Source organism: Burkholderia sp. MSMB1498, assembly GCF_001526245.1.
GTDB classification, from domain to species: domain Bacteria; phylum Pseudomonadota; class Gammaproteobacteria; order Burkholderiales; family Burkholderiaceae; genus Burkholderia; species Burkholderia savannae.
Map to the genome: position 1 here is coordinate 46331 of NZ_LOYJ01000132.1, position 16789 is coordinate 63119.

The following is a 16789-nucleotide window of genomic DNA, read 5'->3' on the forward strand; positions in this document are numbered from 1 at the left end:
CGTCAGCGCCCGCTGCCGAGCGCCTGCGCGGCCGGCATCGGCTCGTACGGCGTCTCGCGCGATGTCGGCTGCGCGGCACGGCGCGCGCGCGCGACCGCGATCACGCCGTACGCCGCGATGCTCACGACGACGAGGATGAACAGCGCCGCGAGCGCCGCGTCGACGTAGTCGTTGAAGATGATCCGCTGCATTTGCGCAAGCGTCTTCGCGGGCGCGAGCACCTTGCCGTCGGCCGCCGCCGCTTGCAGCTTCGCCGCATGCGCGAGGAAGCTGACCTTCGGGTTCGAATCGAACACCTTCTGCCAGCCGGCCGTCAGCGTGCAAATCAGCAGCCACGCAGTCGGCACGATCGTCACCCACGCGTAACGCTCGCGCTTCATCTTGAACAGCACGACGGTGCCGAGCACGAGCGCGATCGCGGCGAGCATCTGGTTCGAAATGCCGAAAAGCGGCCACAGCGTGTTGATGCCGCCGAGCGGATCGACCACGCCCTGATACAGGAAGTAGCCCCACGCGGCCACGCACAGCGCGGTCGCGATCAGGTTCGCCGGCAGCGATTCGGTGCGCTTCAAGGCCGGATGGAACGTGCCGAGCAGGTCCTGCAGCATGAAGCGGCCCGCGCGCGTGCCCGCGTCGACCGCGGTCAGGATGAAGAGCGCTTCGAACAGGATCGCGAAGTGATACCAGAACGCCATCATCGCCTGGCCGCCGATCACCTGGTGCAGGATCTGCGCCATGCCGACCGCGAGCGTCGGCGCGCCGCCGGCGCGCGCGATGATCGTCGTCTCGCCGACGGCCTTCGCCGTTTCGGTCAGCATGTCGGGCGTCAGCATGAAGCCCCATTGCGTGACGGTCTGCGCAACCGCCTCCGGCGTCGTGCCGAGCACGGCCGCGGGCGCGTTCATCGCGAAGTACACGCCCGGCTCGATCACGCACGCGGCGACGAGCGCCATGATCGCGACGAACGATTCCATCAGCATCGCGCCGTAGCCGATGAAGCGCGCGTTGGTTTCGTTGTCGAGCAGCTTCGGCGTCGTGCCCGACGCGATCAGCGAGTGGAAGCCCGACACCGCGCCGCACGCGATCGTGATGAACAGGAACGGGAACAGGTTGCCCGACCAGACCGGGCCCGTGCCGTCGACGAACTTCGTGAGCGCCGGCATCTTCAGCTCCGGCGCGACGATCAGGATGCCGATCGCGAGGCCGACGATCGTGCCGATCTTCAGGAACGTCGACAGATAGTCGCGCGGCGCGAGCAGCAGCCACACCGGCAGCACCGACGCGACGAAGCCGTAGCCGATCAGAATCCACGTGAGCTGCGTGCCGCTGAACGTGAACCACGCGGCGAGCGTCGGCGAATCGTGCACGTGCTGGCCGTACGCGATCGACGCCATCAGCAGCACGAAACCGATGATCGACACTTCGCCGATGCGGCCCGGCCGGATGTAGCGCGTGTAGACGCCCATGAAGAGCGCGATCGGAATCGTCGCGGCGACGGTGAACGTGCCCCACGGCGAATTCGTCAGCGCCTTCACGACGATGAGGGCGAGCACCGCGAGAATGATCACCATGATCAGGAACGCGCCGAACAGCGCGATCACGCCGGGCACCGCGCCGAGCTCCATCTTGACGAGATCGCCGAGCGAGCGGCCGTCGCGGCGCGTCGAGATGAACAGCACGATGAAATCCTGCACCGCGCCCGCGAACACGACGCCCGCGAGAATCCACAGCATGCCGGGCGTGTAGCCCATCTGCGCGGCGAGCACGGGGCCGACGAGCGGGCCCGCGCCCGCGATCGCGGCGAAATGGTGGCCGAACAGCACGTATTTGTTGGTCGGCACGTAGTCGAGGCCATCGTTGAACTTGACGGCGGGGGTCATCCGCAGGCCGTCGAGCTGGACGACCTTGCTCGCGATGAAGCGGCTGTAAAAGCGATACGCGATCAAATACACGCAAACGGCGGCGATCACGATCCATAGCGCGCTGACCCGCTCGCCGTGCGCGAGCGCGATCGTGCCGAACGCGAACGCGCCGAGCAGCGCGACGGCGATCCACAGCAAATAACCGGAAGCCCGATTCATGGCGTCTCCTGTCTATTTTTTCGAAATATGCGCGGCGGGGAGCCGCGCGCAACGACGGCAAGCGTCACGCTCCGTCGGGACGTAGCGATGGGGCCATATTGTTCGCCTTCGATGCAAACCTAACAAGCGCATGACTACGTACGGCATCTACGTAGCATTGCGTAGGGGTTTGCGAGGGGGTGAGCGCCGTTCGATTCCTCGGAATATAAAACCGAACGGCGACAAAGGAAACCGCCGCCTCGCCGGCGCGCTGCGGCGCGACACTATGGTGCAAAACGCGTGAAGACGAAATCGCGATCCTTCACGCGGGCCTGATGGCACGCGAAACAGGTCCGATGCTGCGCTTCGTCGGCCGGTGCGCCGTTGACGAAACGGCCGAAGCCCCAGCCTCCCGTCGACGCATACCGGCGCGAATCCTTGACCATCACCTGCACCGTCGTCGCCTGGCCCGGCACGGTCGCGGATTCGAACTCGGCGGACGGCTTGCGCTTGTACGCGAGCTTCACGAGCATCGCGCCGTCCGGAAACGGCAACGTCGCATGCTCGATCGCCTTCACGGCGGCGGGATTGCCGAGCACCACGCGCAGCTCGTCGAGCGGCGCCGCCTCTTCGGCCGGCGCGATCATCTCCCACTTCCGATAGCCTTCGGGAAGCGTCACACCGTAGATCGGCGACGCGGCCGGCTTCGATGCGTCCGCGAACGCGCCGCCGCCCCGCACCGCGAACAGCAGAAACGCGCCTGCGGCGAGCGCGCGGGCCATTCGAAAACTTCGCTTCGACATCGACTATCCTCCTCGCGTCACAGATGCGCGACTTGCAGGATCGCGTCGGCGAACGCCTTCGGCGCCTCCTGCGGCAGGTTGTGCCCGACGCCGCCCGCGACGTCGCGATGCAGATACTTGCCGACGAACTTCTTCGCGTAAGCGGCGGGCTCGGGATGCGGCGCGCCGTTGGCGTCGCCTTCGAGCGTGATCGTCGGCACCGTGATCGCAGGCGCGGCCGCGAGACGCGCCTCGAGCGCGTCGAATCGACGCTCGCCCTGCGCGAGCCCCAGACGCCATCGATAGTTGTGGATGACGATCGCCGCGTGATCAGGATTCCGGAACGATTGCGCCGAGCGTTCGTACGTCGCGTCGTCGAAACGCCACTTCGGCGACGCGAGCTGCCAGATCAGCCGGTTGAAATCGTCGCGGTTCGCCGCATAGCCGGCCGCGCCGCGCTCGGTTGCGAAATAGAACTGATACCACCACGCGAGCTCGGCCTTCGGCGGCAGCGGCTTGCGGTTCGCCTCCTGGCTGCCGATCAGATAGCCGCTCACCGACACGAGCGCCTTGCAGCGCTCGGGCCACAAAGCCGCGACGATGGCCGCCGTGCGCGCGCCCCAGTCGAAGCCGCCGAGCACGGCCTGATCGATCTTCAGTGCGTCCATCAGCGCGACGATGTCGGCGGCGATGACCGCCTGCTGGCCGTTGCGCGGCGTGTCGTCCGACAGCAAGCGCGTCGAGCCGTAGCCGCGCAGGTACGGCACCACGACGCGATAGCCGGCCGATGCGACGAGCGGCGCCACGTCGGCGAAGCTGTGGATGTCGTACGGCCATCCGTGCAGCAGGATGACGGCCGGACCGTCCTTCGGCCCGGCTTGCGCGTAGCCGACGTTGAGCGGGCCGGCGTCGATCTGATGGATCGTGTCGAACGTCGCGGCGTTCGCGGCGTTCGGGGCGTTCGGGACGTTCGGGGTGCTTGAATCGCCCGTTGCGCCGCTCGCGCCCGCCGAGCGCGGCGCGGACTGCGCGCGGGCAAGCCCGTCGAGACCGAGGTTCATCACGCCGACGCCCGCGAGCGCGGTGCCCATCAGCCGGCGGCGCCGGACGTTTATCGCATTGGACATGATCAGTCCTCCTTCAAGGTTGCCGGAAAACGCCGCATCGCATGCGGCGCGAAATGCGCGGCGCATGGCGCGCCGCATGAACAGGCGATCGATCGGCATTGCGCGGCATCGCTCGGCCTCCCGGAACGAAGCAATGCATCGAATCGACGGACTGCGAACCATCGGCGTCACCGGACACGCGGGCCGCGCCCGCATTCGCGGAACGGCGGGCGCGAGCCGGGCCGGCAGGCGGACGTCGCGCGCACCGGTGACGTGCAATCGAATGGAAATGGAAACGGAAACGAACTAACGCATCGCCGCGCGAAACGCCCCGAAGGTCTGCCCGTTCGGCCGGAGGCGAATGTCCGGATCGAGGCGCGCCCACGCGAGATCCGCGGGATCGGCGGCCATCGGCCCCGGCGCTTTCGCGACGAGGATCGCCTCGGCGATCGCTTCGAAGTCCGCACGAAAATGAACCGAGCTCTTGTTCACGACGATCCGCATCCGCTCGGGCTCGATGCCCGCGACACGGAACTGGTTGCGCTCGAAGGTCTGCATCTTGTTCGTGCTCACCGCGATCCTGACGCCTTCGATGCGCAGGCAGGCCACCGCGCCGAGATCGCCGCGCGCGCCGTTGAACATCGGGCCGTCGAAACGAAAACACCCGTCGGACAGATGCTCGACCTCGAAATCGGCCGCGAGCGGCGCATCGCCGCGCACGCCCGAGCGGCCGCCGAGGCTCAGACCGATGCGCGCGCCGACGCCCGCGCGGTGCGCGGCGGCCGCGGCGTCGGGGTCCCAGATCACGCCCACCGCCGCGTCCGTCGCCGCGCGGCGAAGCAGCGCCCGCACCATGCCCATCGTGTCGGCGTCGCCGCCCGCGCCGGGGTTGTCCTGCGTGTCGGCGATGACGACGGGTTTCGTCGCGCCGCGGCTCAGGCGAATCGCTTCGGCCACGGCGGCGTCGGGCGTCAGGAACGGCACGCCCCAGCGCGTTTCGTCGTCGACGAGTTTCGCGCACAGCACGTCGACCGCACGCTCGGCCGCGTCGCCATCGAACGCGTGCGCCCACACCGTGGGCCCGCATTCCGGAAAATCGGCGGCCGGAAAACCCGGAGCGAACGACATCGATACGACGCCGTCCCGTTCGAGTTGCGCGAGCAATCGATACGCGCCGCCCGCGGGCTCCGCGTGCGTGCACATGCCGTTGATCGGGATCAGGAACGGCAGCCGGCGCATCGCGCAATGCAGCGGCCGGCGTTCGGACACGATTCGCTCGAGCACCTGCGCGGCGCGCTCGCCGGTTGCCGCCATGTCGACGTGAGGATAGGTGCGATACGCGACGAGCGCGCTCGCGTGCGCGGCCATCCGCGCGGTGACGTTCGCGTGCAGATCGAGCGACGCGACGATCGGCATCCGGCTACCGACGATCCGCCGCACGCGCGCGAGGATCTCGCCTTCGCCGTCGTCGTGCTGCTCGGTGACCATCGCGCCGTGCAGGTCGAGATAGATCGCGTCGAACCCGCCCGCCTCGACCGCGGCGACGATCTCGCCGCCGATCCGCTCGAACGCGTCGGCCGTGACGTGCGCGGACGGGCACGCGCCCGCCCAGATCACGGGCAGCAGCGCGTGCCCGTTCGCCTGAGCGGCCCGGATGAAGCCGCCGACCGGCACGTTGACGTCGCGCAGCAACAGCACGTCCGCGCCGCGCGCCAGCGGCGGAAAGCCTTCGCCGCGAACGAAGCTCTGATACGACGCCCGCGTCGGCGCGAACGTATTGGTCTCGTGCTGGAAGCCTGCAATCAGAATGTTCATTTCGCCTTTCCGTGTGGAGGACGGCATCTCGTGCGTGCCTTCGCCGGACGATCGCTGCATGGCGTTCATGTTGGCAGCGCATGGCGCTACTAGCAAGAGCAACTAAGTTCACATATCGTTGACTCGTGAGCAACGACAGATCGACACGGGAGCCCTCGATGCGAGACATCAACCTCCAGCGCCTTCGGTACTTTCATGAAGTGCTGACGCACGGCACCATTCGCGGCGCAGCGGAGCACATCAACACGTCGCCGTCCGTCATCACGCGGCAGATCAGGCTGCTCGAGGAAGAGCTCGGCACCGCGCTGTTCGAGCGGCAGGCGCGCGGCGTGCGGCCGACTGAGGCCGCCGCGCATCTGCTCGAGTTCTGGCGGGGCTACCGGTCGCAACAGGAAAAGCTCGAAGACCAGCTTCACGCGCTGAAGGGCCTGCAGCAAGGGCACATCCGGATCGTCGTCAGCGAAGGATTCGTCGACACGCTCGTCGACGACGTGCTGGCGCCGTTCTGCGCGACATACCCGAAGCTCGCGATCGGCGTGGACATGCTGGCGGTCGATTCGATTCTCGAAGAGGTCGCGCAAAGCCGCGCGCACATCGGGCTCGCGTACAATCCGCCGCCCCATCCGCAGATCGCGTATCGCGCGAGCTCGCCGCAGCCGGTCGTGCTGTTGCTGCGGCGCGATCACCCGCTCGCGCGGCGCAAGCGGCCGGCGGCCATCGACGATCTTCGCGCGTACCCGCTCGCGCTGATGCCGCCGACGTTCGGCATCGGTCACGTGGTGAAGATGCTGGAGCTGGCCGAGAACGTCGCGATCCGGCCGACGTTGACGACGAATTCGCTGACGGCCTTGAAGCGCATCGTCACCGCGGAGAACTTCATCACGCTGATCGGCGAGTTCGCCGCCTATCGGGAGATTGCGAACGGCGAGCTGACGACGGTGCCGATCGCGCATCCGCTATTCGAGGGGACGCATGCGCGGGTGCTCGTCAAGTCGGGACGGCCGCTCGCGCCCGGTCCGCTCGAATTGCTCAAATGGATCGAGACTCGGTTGGCGGTGTTTTCGGGGCCGGCTGCCGGCGGCGGCAGGAAACGAAAGAGTCGACACGGCAAGCATTGAACGCTTGCATTCAGTGCTTGCTTCGTTTTGTCACGGTGGCTGATATAGGCGAACGCGTCGATTGCAATGGGATTCACGGGCCACACGAGGAGCCGCGGAGATCCATGGTTTTCCTTGGCGGCCCTCAGGCGTCGCGGCCGGCCTTGCGCCGCGAGCCACGGAGCGCCATCGGCAATCCGGCGACATTGGCGCGTCAGCAAGAACCTCGTATTCGCCGCGAACGTATCGCGTTCGCACAAACAACGCCATCGCGCGCATGACCGTGACGAGTATCACCGGCGCATCGAATGGCGAACTCGCAACCGTCGCGGGTGGCTCATCGGGGCCGCGATGCGGCTTGGCCCAGCTTGTCGCAAACGCCTCCGCTCGAAATCGGGCATCCGATGGCGGCTCGAAATTCGCGAGACGCACCGGCCGAGCGGTTGCGGGCGGTTGCGAGCGGTTCCGGGCGGACGGCTCCGGTCCGCACGATAGGAATGTCTGCCATGTTCGGCAACCTGTTCTTATCGAGCCTGAACAGCAGACCGGACCTTACCAGCACGGGGACGTAATAGTCGCCGGCGATCACGACGTCGTACCCACGGCGTGTCGACCATGATGATGCAAGCGACGCAGCATTGCCCTTGCTGCTTGAGCATCGCCTGTGCGAGCAAATCGGCACGGGCCGGTCGCCCGGCCGATTCGCCATCGTGAAGCCCGCCCCATGGGCGGCGCTGAAACACTGATCGTTGATTCCGTTCATCGCCGTGAATCTGCGTGACCGACAACACCGCCGCGTCGAGCGGATTCTTGTTGCGTGTGACGATTCCTTGCAGCGCGGTCAGGATCTGCACGACCGCGAACACCAGATCGCAGCCGAGATGCGGTATCGCGCCATGGCGGCCGGCGCCGCGCACGTCGATCCGGAACAGGCTCGTCGACGCCTTCAGCAGCCCCGGCCGCACCGCGAAGTGCCCGGCCAGTTGCGCAGACCGAACGCCGCGTCTTTATGCATGTGTCGTGCTGCCACTCTATGACGCCGCCGGAAAAGCGCGGATTGCGACCGCCGTCGACACCTCCCCCCTCTTCGATTTCGCTGACTTTCTTTTCGATTCCGATCGGTCAATTGATTTTTCTCACTGTAGCGCCGACGAAACACATCGCTGCATTTCCATTTCATCTAGACTATTATCTGGCGCCAAGAAATTCCATTAAAATTGATTTTGAATGGCCATTCTTCGGAATCCATCTTTCGAGTTAGTCCGATTTCTATTGATATAGATTGTTGACGCAGGCTGCGTGGCACGGGTGGCCGGAATCGTTCTGCCGTCGTCTTTTGCCGGCAACGACCTCGTCAATCTTTCTGGATCGACTTCCCTGAGACTGTTGAGGCGGCATCGCCGCATCTGATGACGAGACAATTGACTCATTCAAAATTCATTGCACGATTGTTTTTCAGTTCAATAAATTTCTGAAATTCTAAAATCAAATAAATCAACATTTATTTGGAAAATTCATTTCCATTGATTTTCCGCATATATCACGCATTCATCGTCCATGTCTGAATCCGTATTTCGCCCGTTACTGGAAATTTCCCGCCGTCGAGACGTGCTGTTCTGTCTTGCGCTGGCCACCTTCGAACTGCTCGCCCATCTCACCAGCGATATGGTGATGCCCACGATGTTGCAGGTCACCCACGACTTGTCCGCCGCGCGGCACCACGCGCCTGTCGCACTCCATGCCTTCCTGTTCGGCGACATCGCGTTCCAATGGCCGCGGGGGCCGCGGTCGGACCGCATCGGCTGCTGGCCGTTGCTGCTCACCGGCACTCTAGTGTTCGCAGCCGCCTGCCTGGCCGCGGTCGCCAGCCGGCATATCGGCGGCTTCAACCTGCTGCGCTTCGTCAAGGGCACCTTTTCGTCGTGGTCAGCTACCCGGCGCTGCAAGAGACCTTTGCCGAGCGCGACGCGGTACGGCTGATGGCGCTGTTCGCCGATATCGCGCTCCAGTCGCCACTCGCCGGACCGTTGGCCGGCACGCTGCTGCTGCGGGCAGAGTCGTGGCGCGAGCTGTTCGTCGCGATCGGCGCCGTTGGCGCGCTGGTCACACTGGGCCTGTGGCGCTGTATGCCGGAAACGGCGCGCGCCGCGCCGCCGCCCCGGCCGCCGCGCGCGCGGGCGGTGCTTGCCCACTACGCGACGCAGCCACGTCATCGAGACCCCGTGTACGGCAGCCTCACGCTCGGCCTGTTGCCGCTGCCGCCGATCGTGTGGATCGGCCTGCCGCCGCGGTTGATCCGCGATCCGGGGTACGGCGGGCTGGCCTACGGACTCTGGCAGCTTTCCGTGTTCGGCGCCGTGATCGCCGGCAACCTGGCATTGAACCGGCTCACCGTCCGGCCCGACGTGTCCCGCTTGCTGCGCATCGCGCTGTACCCGGCTACCGCTGGCTTGCTACTGCTGGGCGCCGTCGTGCCGCTGTCACCCACGCTGCCACTGCTGCGTGCCGGCCTCTCCGTCCACCCATTCGGCGTGGGCCTGGGTAACGCGACGCCTTACCGGCTGACGCTATACAGTACCGACGAGGCCACGGGCAGCGTCGCCGCGCCGCTCGGCATGCCGTCCGTCGCGATGCCGGCGGCCGGCGGCGCAGCCCTCGCGTGGGTCCGCGCCGGGGATTCGCCGACCCGCTTCGGCATCAGCGTCAGCCTGGTCTCGCTGCTGGTCTCGCTGCTGGCCGCGCCGCTGCTCTGGCGCGTGCTGCGCCAAGCGCGCCCTGCTCCCACCGTCGCCCGATTTCCACCTTCCCTGCTCCCCCTCTCATGACTACGCTGCCCCATGTGGACGCGCTCTGCGCGCTCGAACACCCATACCGCGCCGACGACGCCTGCGACCATCTGTTCGACGCCGCGATGCGCGAACTGGTCGCTTACCACTGCGACGCAAGCCCCGGCTACCGCCGCTGGCTGGAGCGGAACGGCTGTCCGCCCGCGGACCTGGGCGCACTGTCCGATTGGTCGGCATTGCCGCCGATCTTCGCCAACTACTTCAAGCGCAATCTGCTGCTCAGCGAAACCGGCCAGGACGCACTCGAGCTGACCTCGTCCGGCACCACCGGCCAGAAGAGCCGCATGCGCTACGACGCGCGCAGCATGGGCGCCGCCCAGCGGATGGTGGACCGGGTCTTCGAGCATTACGGCTGGCATACGCCGGATCAACCTTGCAACTACCTGCTGCTCAGCTACGAACCCCGCAGCGCGATCACGCTCGGCACGGCCTATACCGACCAGTTCCTGTGCAAGTACGCGCCGGTCAATCACGCGGTCCATGTGCTTCGCCATACCGGCACGGGTCATGAGTTCGACCCGTTTGGCGCGATCCGCGCGCTGCAGCGTTTCGCCGACGAAGGCCTGCCGGTGCGCATCTTCGGTTTTCCCGCGTTCCTGTGGTTCACGCTTCGGCGCATGGGCGACATGGGCGTCCCGCCGCTGACGCTGCATCCCGACTCGCTGGTGTTTCTCGGCGGCGGCTGGAAAACCCATGCGGATGCCGCGATTCCAAAGCCCGAGCTGTATCGCCGCCTGGGCGAACAGCTCGGCGTGCCGGATTCGCGCTGTCGCGACGGTTATGGCTCGGTCGAGCATCCGGTGCCCTACGTCGAGTGTGCCCGCCATCGCTTTCACGTGCCGAGCTGGGCGCGCGCGTGGGCCCGCGACACCGCCACGCTGGCCCGGCTGCCCTATGGTGCGCCGGGCTTTCTCCACCTGGCGTCGCCCTTCATTTCCTCCAGCCCGGCGCACAGCCTGCTGTTGAGCGACCTGGCCGTGTTGTGGCCGGCCGAGCGCTGCGGCTGCGGCGCGCCCACCTACTGGTTCGACCTGCTGGGCCGCGCCGGCACCAGCAAGAACCGGAGCTGCGCGATGGCGGCATCCGAACTGATCAAGGAGCGTTGACATGTACCTGCTTCACGGCGTGCTGCACGCCGACCACGACCTCGACACGGCGCTCGCGCTGCTGCGCGAACGGCTCGCCGACACGCTCGCCGATCCGCTCGACAGCGAGACCGTGCTCGCCTGCGCCGAACGTTTCGCCGAGGCGCTGCAGGAAGGCGCGCCGTCGGCGCTGCCGGACACCGCCGCGCGCGCCGAACTGGCCGCGTTCTGCCGGCGCCCGGCACTGCAAGCCAAGCTCTCGCGGGAATTGGGCGAGCAGCCCGGCTCGCTGCGTCGTCCGGATTACCGCGAGCCACGCTTCGAAGCATGGCGGCCACTCGGCGTGGTGCTGCACGTGACGCCCGCCAACGCCGCACTGCTGCCCTTCATGGCCGTGCTGGAAGGTCTGCTGGCGGGCAACATCAACTGGCTGCGCCCGAGCAGCCGCACCGACGACCTGAGCGCGCGCCTGCTCGCCGAACTGCTGCGACACGACGCGAGCGGCCGGCTCGCCGCGCACATCGCCGTGCTGCCGGTGCCGAGCGCGCGACTCGGTGCGTTGCTGGCCTGCGCCGACGGCGTGTCCGCGTGGGGCGGCGCCACGGCGCTCGCGGCCCTGCGCGCGCAATTGCCGCCCGGTTGCCGCTGGATCGACTGGGGGCACCGGATCAGCTTCGCCTACCTGGCTCCGGACGCCCTCAGCGACGCGCAACTCGACGCGCTCGCCGACGACGTGTGCCGCCACGACCAGCAGGCCTGCTCCAGTCCGCAGGCCGTGCTGGTGGACAGCGACGATCCGGCGACGCTCGACACGCTTGCGCGCCGGCTCGCCGCCGCGCTGCGACGCCGGGCGCCCCATTGGCCCGCGCTGCGCGCGGATCGGCAGGAGGCAGCGGAGATCAGCACCCGCATGGCCTTCCATCGGCTGGACCAGGCGTTCGCCGACGCGCCGGGCGAGGTCATCGACGGCGGCGGTTGGCGGATCGCGTGGACCTTGCGCGAGGAATTGACGCCATCGCCGCTGTTCCGCACCGTCGAGCTGCGCCCGGCCCCGCGTGCGAGACTGGCCGGCATCCTGCGCCCGTGGCGCACTCGTCTGCAAAGTTGCGGACTGGTCGCCGCCGCCCGCGTGCCCGAGCTGAGCCGGCTGCTGCTCGCGGCGGGCGTGAGCCGCATCACGCCCGTCGGTCGCATGCACGACGGTTATGCCGGCGAGCCGCACGACGGCGCCTATGCGCTGCAACGCCTGTCGCGCCGCGTGTCGGTGAGCCTCGACCCCGCCACGCTGCCCGGCCACGCCCACCTGGACGCACCGCCTGCCATGCCGGAAGGCCTGCACGCGTCGCCGGTGATGGACAAGGCCGCGTTCCAACACCAGCCCGATCACGCGCGGGCGCAACTCTACTTCCGGAGCGGCGGCAGCAGCGGCACGCCCAAGCTGGCCCGCTTCAGCTATCGCGACTACCACCGCCAGATGCGCGCCGCGGCCGACGGCCTGTTCGCCGCCGGACTGGACCCCGCCACCGATCGGGTGATGAATCTCCTCTACGGCGGCAATCTGTACGGCGGCATGCTCAGCTTCTTCACGATCCTCGAAGCGCTCGGGGTGCCGCAGTATCCGATGGGCGGCCCCGTCGACGATGATTTCAGCGAGATCGCCCGGCTGATCGTCGAACAGCGCATCGACACGCTGATCGGCATGCCGCGCACCGTGCACCGGCTGTTCGAACGCGAAAGCGACGCGCTGCGCCGCTACGGCGGGGTGCGCAAGGTGTTCTGCGGCGGCGAGCATGTCAACGCCGGGCAACGCACGTATCTGGCGAGCTTCGGCGTCGAGCTGATTCGCTCGGCGATCTACGGCTCGGTGGACGCCGGTCCGCTCGGCCATGCGTGTACGAGCTGCGCCGACGGCGAGTTCCACCTGCTGGCGGACACGCAATGGCTGGAAGTGCTGGAGCCTGCGCGCGACGTCCCTGCCGCGCCGGGCGAGACCGGCCGGCTGGTGTTCACGTCGCGCCACCGCGAAGCCCAGCGGGTGCTGCGCTACGACCTGGGCGACCTGGGCCGGTGGTTACCGGGTGTCTGCCCATGCGGGCTGGAGACGCCGCGCTTCCGGCTCGCCGGCCGCCATGGCGCGCTGTTGCGGGTCGGCACGATCTTCGTCGATCCGGAGCAACTGAGCCGGCCCATCGGCCAGCCGATGCAGTGGCTGATCGATCGTGATGACGATGGGCGCGACCGCATCCGGCTGCTCGTCGACGGTGATCCGGCCTCGATCCGCGCACGCGTGCTGGACGACGCCATGCTGAACCAGGTCGTGAGCGGCGGGCTGCTGCGCCTCGAGGTGAGCGCCGTTGCGGCCGCCGCGTTCCAGCGCCATCCACACAGCGGCAAGACGCCGTTCGTCATGGATCTGCGCGGCTGAACTTCCGTCGTCCATACATTGCTCATCACCATGCATCCACGCCTCATTCCCCTCGTCGAGCATGCGCGCGCGCATTCGCCTCACTACCGCGCGCTGTACCGTGCGTTGCCCGCCCACGGCTGGCGCCTGACCGACCTGCCGACGATCGATCCCGCCGATTACTGGCGGGATTCGCAGGACCTGACGCGCTGGCGCGCGCTGACCGCCGCGCCGAACGACGGCCACGTGTTCAAGACCGGCGGCTCCACCGGCGACGGCAAGCTGTCGGTGTTCAGCCGCGCCGAATGGCGCGCGTTCGTGCAGGCGTTCGGCGCGGGCCTCGCGCACCAGCTGCGCGACGGCGACCGGGTCGCCAACCTGTTCTTCGCGGGCGACCTCTACACCAGCCTGTTGTTCATCCACGGCGCGCTGTCGCATGCGCCCGTGGCCCTCGTCGAGTACCCGTTCACCTGCCATGTCGACCACGACGTGCTGGCAGCCGCGATTCGCCAGCACCGCATCAACGTCCTGGCCGGCGTGCCGGCGCAGTTACTGCGTTTCGCCCGTCACCTGGCGGCGCATGGCCACACCTTGCCGGACGTGCGGGCAGTGCTCTACGGCGGCGAGACCTTGTTCGACGAGCAGATCGCGCTGCTCGCACAGGTATTGCCGCGCGCCCGCGTCGGCTCGGTGGGCTGCGCAAGCGTCGACGCGGGCCTGATCGGCTATGCCGATCAGGCTTGCGGGCACGGCGAGCATCGCGTGTTCGACGACGACAGCATGATCGAGATCGTCGACGAGGAGAGTGGTGAGCCCATCGACGAAGCCGGGCGCCGGGGCGTCCTGCTGGTCACCAACCTGCAGCGCCGGTTGATGCCCGTGATCCGTTATCCCAGCGGCGATCTCGCGTGCTGGCGCGAACCGCCCGGCCCCGCGCGCAAGTTCGCGCTGCTCGGGCGCGCCGCGCATGGCCACCGGGTCCGTGTCGGCACGCTGTCGCTGTTTCCGGAGGCGCTCGGGCGCGTGCTCGACGCAGCATGCGCGCTGCTGGGGTGGCAACTGGAAGTCGCGCGCGCGGACGGCGTGGATTGCCTGACGCTGCTGCTGGCGGCGCGCGCGCCGCTGGATCTCGAACGGATCCGCGATGCCGTATTCATGGCTCAGCCGGCGATCGCGGCACTGTGCGCCGAACAGCAATTGCGCGTGGCGCTACGGCAGACGCCACTGGAACGGATGCGTACCCATCCGCGCTCGGGCAAGCTGCTGCGGATCGTCGACCAGCGCGACTACGCGCATGCGGAGGCCTGGCGATGAGCGAGCGCGATCCGCTGGAGGCATTGGTGCGCGACTATCAGGCGGCCGATGCCGAACCCGTCAGCGCGTTGTTTCGCGCGGTCTATGGCGAGCATTACGTGTATCCGGACGTCTATCTGCCGAGCCGGATTCACGCGCACAACGTCAGCGGCCGATGGCGCTCGGCGGTGGCGGTCCGCGACGGGCGGCTGCTGGGCCACGCGACATTGTGGCGGGATGCGGCGCGGCCCGGGCTGGCGGAACTGGCGCTGAACGTTGTGCATCCGGACGCGCGCGGCCAGCGCATCGCGAGCCGGCTCGCCCGTCATCTGCACGCGACGGCGGGACGGCTCGGCGTCGGCATGGTGACGATCAAGCAGGTCTGTTCGCATCCGCGCAGCCAGCATGTCGCGCTGGCGCTGGGGTTTCGCAGCACGGCGCTGCTGATCGACTACGTCGAATCGCCGTTCGGGCAGGCGGAACGGGAAAGCATCGTGGTCGGGTGCCTGCCGCTGCGTGCGTGGCCTCTGCCTCGGCTCGACTGGCCGGCGCACTGGCGCGCATGGCTGGACAGTTTGCGCGCGGCGTTCGGCGAGGCGCCGCCGGCGCCGGACTCCGCCGCGTCGGACTTCACGCTGACGCGGGACGGCTTGCGGGTCGTGCTGGAGACGTCGCGGGCAAGTGAAGCGCAGATCGCCGAGATTGCCGCGCTGCCCGCGCGTTCGTTGCTCGATCTGAGCTTGCCGGCCACGGCGGAAAATGTGGCGCACGCGCCCGTGTTGACGCGCGGCGGATTCCGTTTCGGCGGCTTGTTGCCCGCCGCGAACGGCGGCTGGCGGCTGCTTTGGCTGCGCGGACGGGGGCCACGGGAGCTACATCTGTGCGATCGTCAAGGCGAGCGTTTGTATCGGCTCTATGCGGAGGCGGAGCCAGGTGCGCGCGAATCAGGGAATCGCTGTCCATGAATTAGGCCTCGGCGTGCGGCGGTCGTTGCTCGAAGTGGATCACGTTGCGGCGCGCGAATGTCACGCGCTCACCGAGCAAAAAGCCTCGGCGCGCCCGCGCGCGACGCCGGCCGGCGAGCAGACGGATTTCGTCGCAACGACGGAGATCGGGAACGGCCCGATTCGGCGGCACCGCGCGCAGCGGGTCCGGCACGGCGTCTCGATCATCGAGGCCGACGCCGGTCGCCGGGGCGGCCGATGAGCCCCGCGCCGCGCGACATCGCATCGCGCCGCGACGAAGGCCGCTCGCGGATCAAGCCGCGCCGATGCGTTGCACCGCGATCGACGCGACGTCGACGCGGCGCGGCAGGATCGCGTCGCGCACCGCGCGATCGGCCACCTGCTGCAGCGTCGCGATGTCGGCCGCGCCGACCGCCCGCTGCGCGAGCGCCGCGCGGCGCGTGATGTCCGCCGCCGTGTCGAGCGACAGACGCGTGAGCGCCGCATAGACCTTCGCGTATTCGTCCGGATGCGCGAGCGCCCAGCGCCCCGCCCGTTCGAGCCGCGCGAGCGCGTCGGCGAGCGCCGCGCGCTTCGCGCGGTCGTCGAGCGTACCGACGGGCGACGTCAGGAACGCGAGGCCCGAGTTGATGCCGCCGCCGTCGCGCACGACGCGCGCGCCGCGTCTCACGACATGCCCGTAATACGGATCGAACGTCGCCCAGATGTCGATACGCCTCGCCTCGAACGCGGCGAACGCATCGACGGGCAGCACGAATCTCACGTCGACGTCCTGCCGAGACAGCCCGCGCTCGGCGAGCGCGCCGTAAAGCTGGTACTGCGAAATGCTGCCGCGCGCGGACGATACGACAACCGTGCGCCCCTTCAGGTCGGCCACGTCGCGCACCGGCGAATCGGGCTGCACGACGATGCCGAGCGACGCCGGCGAGCCGACGCGCGTCGCGACGATCCGCAGCGCCGGATCGCCGAGCGCGGCGGTGAGCACCGGCAAGTCGCCCGCGGGCGCGAGGTCGATCGCGCCCGCGCGTTGCGCTTCGAAGAGCGGCGCCGCGCCCTGGAAATTCGCCCAGCGGAATCGATACGGCGTGTCGTTCAGCACGCGCGCCGCCTCGGCGAGCGCACGCAGGCCGCCCGCCTGATCGCCGAGCACGAGCGTGACGCCGGACACGTCGACGCCCGCCGTCGCGGCCGCCGCCCGCTGCGCCGCCGTTGTCGGCGCAACGCGGCCGGCGAGCGCCGCGGCCGCCGCGACGGCAAGGCAGCGCAACGCGCGGCGGCGGGCGGCGAACGGCGGCGGGAAAGCGTGACGATTCATCGGCGGAAGCCTCTCGAACGA

The 16789-nt window shown here is 68.3% G+C and carries 13 protein-coding genes and 2 pseudogenes; 8 read left to right on the forward strand and 7 right to left on the reverse strand.

Annotated elements, in window-relative coordinates:
- Positions 1 to 2: 2 nt before the first annotated feature.
- The 4 genes from WS91_RS31425 to WS91_RS31440 form a co-directional block, all read right to left on the reverse strand.
- Positions 3 to 2081, reverse strand: coding sequence for a carbon starvation CstA family protein (locus WS91_RS31425; protein ID WP_038755154.1), 2079 nt, complete (start codon positions 2079 to 2081; stop codon positions 3 to 5).
- Positions 2082 to 2344: 263 nt separating this feature from the next.
- Positions 2345 to 2863 (reverse strand): cytochrome P460 family protein, encoded by a 519-nt coding sequence (locus tag WS91_RS31430; RefSeq protein ID WP_038755152.1) that lies wholly within the window; start codon positions 2861 to 2863, stop codon positions 2345 to 2347.
- A gap of 17 nt (positions 2864 to 2880) precedes the next feature.
- Complete coding sequence (locus WS91_RS31435; protein ID WP_059671686.1) at positions 2881 to 3969, reverse strand: alpha/beta fold hydrolase; 1089 nt, start codon at positions 3967 to 3969, stop codon at positions 2881 to 2883.
- 285 nt (positions 3970 to 4254) lie between these two features.
- Positions 4255 to 5763: a M81 family metallopeptidase gene (locus WS91_RS31440; protein ID WP_059671687.1), complete on the reverse strand. Its 1509-nt coding sequence runs from the start codon at positions 5761 to 5763 to the stop codon at positions 4255 to 4257.
- A 158-nt stretch (positions 5764 to 5921) separates the two neighbouring features.
- Here WS91_RS31440 and WS91_RS31445 point away from each other — a divergent pair, with 158 nt between their 5' ends.
- Complete coding sequence (locus WS91_RS31445) at positions 5922 to 6881, forward strand: LysR family transcriptional regulator (RefSeq protein WP_059671674.1); 960 nt, start codon at positions 5922 to 5924, stop codon at positions 6879 to 6881.
- 475 nt (positions 6882 to 7356) lie between these two features.
- Here WS91_RS31445 and WS91_RS36600 read toward each other — a convergent pair.
- A pseudogene (locus WS91_RS36600) lies at positions 7357 to 7461 on the reverse strand (extracellular solute-binding protein); the annotation flags it as partial.
- A 157-nt stretch (positions 7462 to 7618) separates the two neighbouring features.
- A pseudogene (locus WS91_RS35315) lies at positions 7619 to 7944 on the reverse strand (amidohydrolase); the annotation flags it as partial.
- 473 nt (positions 7945 to 8417) lie between these two features.
- Here WS91_RS35315 and WS91_RS31450 point away from each other — a divergent pair.
- Genes WS91_RS31450 through WS91_RS31480 form a run of 7 tightly spaced genes read left to right on the forward strand, consistent with a single transcriptional unit; the run spans position 8418 to position 15694 of the window.
- Positions 8418 to 8840 (forward strand): hypothetical protein, encoded by a 423-nt coding sequence (locus WS91_RS31450; RefSeq protein ID WP_156432581.1) that lies wholly within the window; start codon positions 8418 to 8420, stop codon positions 8838 to 8840.
- On the forward strand, positions 8783 to 9685 hold the full coding sequence (locus WS91_RS31455; RefSeq protein WP_156432582.1) for a hypothetical protein: 903 nt from the start codon (positions 8783 to 8785) through the stop codon (positions 9683 to 9685). The genes WS91_RS31450 and WS91_RS31455 overlap by 58 nt, the downstream gene beginning before the upstream one ends.
- Entirely contained in the window at positions 9682 to 10812 is a 1131-nt protein-coding gene (locus WS91_RS31460) for a LuxE/PaaK family acyltransferase (RefSeq protein WP_059671677.1), read from the forward strand. Before WS91_RS31455 ends, WS91_RS31460 begins: the two co-directional genes overlap by 4 nt.
- A gap of 1 nt (position 10813) precedes the next feature.
- Complete coding sequence (locus WS91_RS31465) at positions 10814 to 13216, forward strand: acyl-CoA reductase (RefSeq protein ID WP_059671678.1); 2403 nt, start codon at positions 10814 to 10816, stop codon at positions 13214 to 13216.
- An 18-nt stretch (positions 13217 to 13234) separates the two neighbouring features.
- Positions 13235 to 14509, forward strand: coding sequence for a phenylacetate--CoA ligase family protein (locus WS91_RS31470; RefSeq protein ID WP_197422298.1), 1275 nt, complete (start codon positions 13235 to 13237; stop codon positions 14507 to 14509).
- Entirely contained in the window at positions 14506 to 15453 is a 948-nt protein-coding gene (locus WS91_RS31475; protein WP_059575627.1) for a GNAT family N-acetyltransferase, read from the forward strand. The genes WS91_RS31470 and WS91_RS31475 overlap by 4 nt, the downstream gene beginning before the upstream one ends.
- Before the next feature lie 25 nt (positions 15454 to 15478).
- Positions 15479 to 15694, forward strand: coding sequence for a hypothetical protein (locus tag WS91_RS31480; protein WP_038755136.1), 216 nt, complete (start codon positions 15479 to 15481; stop codon positions 15692 to 15694).
- Positions 15695 to 15745: 51 nt separating this feature from the next.
- On the opposite strand, the gene WS91_RS31485 is transcribed toward WS91_RS31480, so the two are convergent.
- Positions 15746 to 16768, reverse strand: coding sequence for a PhnD/SsuA/transferrin family substrate-binding protein (locus WS91_RS31485; protein ID WP_059671679.1), 1023 nt, complete (start codon positions 16766 to 16768; stop codon positions 15746 to 15748).
- Between the last annotated feature and the right edge of the window lie 21 nt (positions 16769 to 16789).

What these genes read in the sequence shown, in the direction of transcription:
- WS91_RS31425 (WP_038755154.1), bottom strand. Translation starts at nt 2,081, where the DNA reads ATGAATCGGGCTTCCGGTTATTTGCTGTGGATCGCCGTCGCGCTGCTC.
- WS91_RS31430 (WP_038755152.1), bottom strand. Translation starts at nt 2,863, where the DNA reads ATGTCGAAGCGAAGTTTTCGAATGGCCCGCGCGCTCGCCGCAGGCGCG.
- WS91_RS31435 (WP_059671686.1), bottom strand. Translation starts at nt 3,969, where the DNA reads ATGTCCAATGCGATAAACGTCCGGCGCCGCCGGCTGATGGGCACCGCG.
- WS91_RS31440 (WP_059671687.1), bottom strand. Translation starts at nt 5,763, where the DNA reads ATGAACATTCTGATTGCAGGCTTCCAGCACGAGACCAATACGTTCGCG.
- WS91_RS31445 (WP_059671674.1), top strand. Translation starts at nt 5,922, where the DNA reads ATGCGAGACATCAACCTCCAGCGCCTTCGGTACTTTCATGAAGTGCTG.
- WS91_RS31450 (WP_156432581.1), top strand. Translation starts at nt 8,418, where the DNA reads ATGTCTGAATCCGTATTTCGCCCGTTACTGGAAATTTCCCGCCGTCGA.
- WS91_RS31460 (WP_059671677.1), top strand. Translation starts at nt 9,682, where the DNA reads ATGACTACGCTGCCCCATGTGGACGCGCTCTGCGCGCTCGAACACCCA.
- WS91_RS31465 (WP_059671678.1), top strand. Translation starts at nt 10,814, where the DNA reads ATGTACCTGCTTCACGGCGTGCTGCACGCCGACCACGACCTCGACACG.
- WS91_RS31475 (WP_059575627.1), top strand. Translation starts at nt 14,506, where the DNA reads ATGAGCGAGCGCGATCCGCTGGAGGCATTGGTGCGCGACTATCAGGCG.
- WS91_RS31485 (WP_059671679.1), bottom strand. Translation starts at nt 16,768, where the DNA reads ATGAATCGTCACGCTTTCCCGCCGCCGTTCGCCGCCCGCCGCCGCGCG.